This is a genomic window from Sphingomonas segetis (assembly GCF_009720245.1).
GTDB classification, from domain to species: Bacteria; Pseudomonadota; Alphaproteobacteria; order Sphingomonadales; family Sphingomonadaceae; genus Sphingomicrobium; species Sphingomicrobium segetis.
In genome coordinates this window covers 1-3446 of sequence record NZ_WJSQ01000211.1, presented here as the reverse complement: position 1 = coordinate 3446, position 3446 = coordinate 1, and the positions used below count along the sequence as shown (strand labels likewise).

Annotated in this window: 4 protein-coding genes and 1 pseudogene; 4 read left to right on the top strand and 1 reads right to left on the bottom strand. The window is 68.3% G+C overall.

Features of this window, described 5'->3' with window-relative positions:
- A partial coding sequence (locus tag GH737_RS13760) for an A/G-specific adenine glycosylase (RefSeq protein WP_155265354.1) occupies positions 1-786 on the bottom strand: 786 nt, incomplete at its 3' end.
- Positions 787-810: 24 nt separating this feature from the next.
- On the opposite strand from GH737_RS13760, the gene GH737_RS13755 reads away from it, so the two are divergent.
- From GH737_RS13755 to GH737_RS13740, 4 genes and pseudogenes are all read left to right on the top strand, one after another.
- Entirely contained in the window at positions 811-1362 is a 552-nt protein-coding gene (locus GH737_RS13755) for a DUF721 domain-containing protein (protein ID WP_155265353.1), read from the top strand.
- Positions 1363-1366: 4 nt separating this feature from the next.
- Positions 1367-2110, top strand: a complete 744-nt coding sequence (locus tag GH737_RS13750) for a thioredoxin domain-containing protein (protein WP_196233198.1) — start codon at positions 1367-1369, stop codon at positions 2108-2110.
- Positions 2107-2814 (top strand): DsbA family protein, encoded by a 708-nt coding sequence (locus GH737_RS13745; RefSeq protein ID WP_155265351.1) that lies wholly within the window; start codon positions 2107-2109, stop codon positions 2812-2814. The genes GH737_RS13750 and GH737_RS13745 overlap by 4 nt, the downstream gene beginning before the upstream one ends.
- A gap of 28 nt (positions 2815-2842) precedes the next feature.
- Positions 2843-3325 (top strand): annotated as a pseudogene (locus GH737_RS13740) (AAA family ATPase); the annotation flags it as partial.
- Between the last annotated feature and the right edge of the window lie 121 nt (positions 3326-3446).

Genomic DNA, 3446 nt, shown 5'->3' with positions numbered 1-3446 from the left:
TGCGCCGCCGGGCAGCGCGGCCATGCCGCCGAGGAGCCCAGCGGCGGGTCGCCGGACGAGCCACACATGGCCGTCGCGCTCGATCCACCAGACGACGCCGTGACGGTGCGGCCTGACCTTGCGCTGATGCCGCATCGGGAAGGCTTCGGGAGCGCCGCTGGCAAAGCCGGCGCAGTCGCTTCGAAGCGGGCACGCAGCGCAGCGCGGCTGTTTGGGGCGGCAGATCGCGGCGCCGAGATCCATCAGCGCCTGGACGATGTCGCCGGGGCGCTGCCCATCCATCAGCTCGAGCAGCTTGCCCTCGACCTCCCTCCGCGAGGGCTCGGCGAAGCCGTGCACGCGCGCCATCACCCGCTCGACATTGGTGTCGACCGCAGGCGCCTCCTCGCCGAATGCGATCGCGGCGATCGCGGCAGAGGTATAGGCGCCGATGCCGGGGAGCTGGCGGAGCCCGGCGGCGGTGGTCGGGAACCCGCCGCGCCTGGCAATCTCGCGGGCGCAGGCGATGAGGTTGCGCGCCCGCGCATAATAGCCGAGCCCCGCCCATTCGGAGAGGATATCCGCATCGTCCGCGGCCGCGAGCGCCTCGATGGTCGGCCAGCGCGCGAGGAACCGCCCGAACCGGGGAGTCACGGTCGCGACCGTCGTCTGCTGGAGCATCACCTCGCTCAGCCACACGGCATAAGGCGGCGGCGGCGGCGCGCCCGGCAGCGAGCGCCACGGCAAGCGTCTGAAGTTATCCACATAATGTTCGATCAGCCGGCCGGCGGCATTGGCGGTCACCATGCCGCTATGGCATGCTCCGCCCTCATGTCGAAGCGCAAGCCGGAAAAAGAGGAAGCCCCGAGAAGCTGCCGCCCCCGCTCGGCCGGCGATCTCGTCGGCGCCATCGGCGACCCGTCGTTCCGCCGCTTCGGCTTCGTCCAGAGCTCCATCGTCAGCCGCTGGGGCGAAATCGTCGGCGAACGCTACGCCAAGGTATCGTCGCCCGAATCGATCCGCTTCCCTGCGGGGCGCAAGGCCGGCGGCGTCTTGACCTTGCTGGTCGACGGCGCGCACGCGCCGCTGATCCAGCATTTGACTCCGATGATCGTCGAGAAGGTCAACCTTTTCTTCGGTTATGCCGCCATTAATCGCATCGTCTTCAGGCAGGGCAAGCCGCCGGCAGCTCCGCCGAGGCCGGTCCGCCCCCAGCTGCGGCCCGTGCCGAAAGAGCTTGGCGAAGGACTGCGCGAGATCGCCGATCCCGAGCTTCGCGCATGTCTGGAGTCGCTTGCGGCGCGAATTGGCGCTAGCAGCGGCCCGCCTTCGCTGTCGCGCGATGACGAGGCACAAATTCCGGAGATCGATCGGAGCGAATGATTCGATGAAGCCATATGCCTTCCTGGCCTGCGCAACCGCACTGGTGGCACTCGCGGGCTGCAACAAGAACGACCAGAGCAACGTCACCAGCAGCGAGCCGGTCAAGCTGCAGCAGGTCGCGCCGCCCCCCGGCGGCGACTGGACCCAGGTCGTCAACGCGACCTCTGCCGGATACATGATGGGCAATCCGAACGCGAAGGTGAAGCTGGTCGAGATCGGCGCGCTGACCTGCCCGCACTGCCGCGAGTTCGAGGAAAAGGGCGCGCCGGTCCTCGTCGATAAATATGTGAAGTCCGGGCAGGTCAGCTGGGAGTTCCGGCCCTACCTGCTCCACGGCCTCGACCTGCCCGCGGTCCTGATCGCCGGCTGCAACGGCGCCCAGAGCTTCTTCCCGCTGATGAAGGCGCTGTACGACGACCAGGAGAAGTGGATCGCCAAGGTCCAGGGGGCGCCCGAAGCCGAAGCGGAGCGGGTGCAGAACCTGCCGATCAACCAGCAGTTCGTGGCGCTGGCGCGCATGGCGGGATTGCAGGACTGGGCGGCTGCGCGCGGAGTCGCCCAGGCGAAGAGCACCCAGTGCCTCAGCAACGAAAAGGAGATCAACCGGCTGGTCCAGGTGTCGAGCGACGTCACCAACCAGTTCCCGAGCTTCGAAGGCACGCCCTCGTTCATTATCAACGGCACCATGCTCGACAAGACGGCGACGTGGGAGAAGCTCCAGCCGCAGCTGGACGCAGCGCTCAAGTGATCCGCGCAGGCGCGATTGCCGCTGCCGTCGCGCTCGGCCTGATTGCGCCGATGGCCGCGGCCAAGCCTGCCGTGAAAGCGCAGGCTACGCACGACTGGAGCCGGACCGTCGTGATGACGCCCGAGGGCGGCTTCCGGATGGGCAATCCGGCGGCGAAGGTGAAGCTGGTCGAATATGGCTCGCTCGCCTGCCCGCACTGCCGCCATTTCGAGCAGACAGGCTTCGGTCCGCTCGTCCAGCGGTACGTCCGCACCGGCAAGGTGAGCTACGAGTTCCGCAACCTGCTGATCAACGGCCCTGACATTGCCGTGAGCCTGCTCGCGCGCTGCGCCGGCCCGGCCAAATTCTTCCCGATGTCGCGGCTCGTCTATGAGACCCAGCCGCAATGGGAGGCCCGGATCCAGGGCATGAGCGACGCCGACAAGGCGGCGCTCGAGGGAATGACCGACCAGCAGCGGATCCTGCTTTTCGCAACGCTGGGCGGCCTGCCGCAGATCGCCGGCAAGGCGGGCATGCCGCCGGCGCGCGCGCAGCAATGCCTCGCCGACGCCAAGGGCCTCAAGCAGTTGCTCGACATGACGCAGGCGGCCATGGATCGAGGAATCCATCGCACGCCGACCTTCATCGTCGACGGCAAGGTGACGGACGCGGGGACGTGGGATCAGCTGGAGCCGCTGATCCGCGAGGCGGGCGGCTGGAAATAGACCGGCAGAGCGGGAGGGGGACACAGGGTTGAAGATCCGGCGGCTCAAGCTCAGCGGCTTCAAGAGCTTCGTCGAGCCGGCCGAGCTTCGGATCGAGGCCGGGCTGACCGGCGTCGTCGGGCCGAACGGCTGCGGCAAGTCGAACCTGCTCGAAGCGATCCGCTGGACGATGGGCGAGTCCAGCCCCAAGTCGCTGCGCGGCGGCGGGATGGACGACGTAATCTTCGCCGGCACGTCGTCGCGGCCGCCGCGCGACTTCGCAGAAGTGTCGATCCTGATCGAGCGCGACGGCAGCGACGAAGGCGGTGCCGGCGAAAGCGAGATCACGCGGCGCATCGAGCGCGGCGCCGGCTCGGCCTACCGGATCGACGGGCGCGACGTCCGCGCCAAGGACGTATCGCTGCTGTTCGCCGATGCCGCGACCGGCGCCCACTCCCCTGCCCTCGTCAGCCAGGGCAAGATCAGCTCGATCATTTCGGCCAAGCCCGTCGAGCGGCGGCTGTTGCTCGAGATACCGAAGTCCAGCGCGACCTGATGACTGGCCGACGAGCGATCGGCCGCCTGCTAGGGTCGACTGGAGACGTCGCCGGCGGGCTCAAGCAGGCCACGGCTGCAGTACGTATCGCGGATGC

Excerpts from the sequence above, each read along its gene's own strand:
- GH737_RS13755 (WP_155265353.1), top strand. The coding sequence starts at position 811 with ATGTCGAAGCGCAAGCCGGAAAAAGAGGAAGCCCCGAGAAGCTGCCGC.
- GH737_RS13750 (WP_196233198.1), top strand. The coding sequence starts at position 1,367 with ATGAAGCCATATGCCTTCCTGGCCTGCGCAACCGCACTGGTGGCACTC.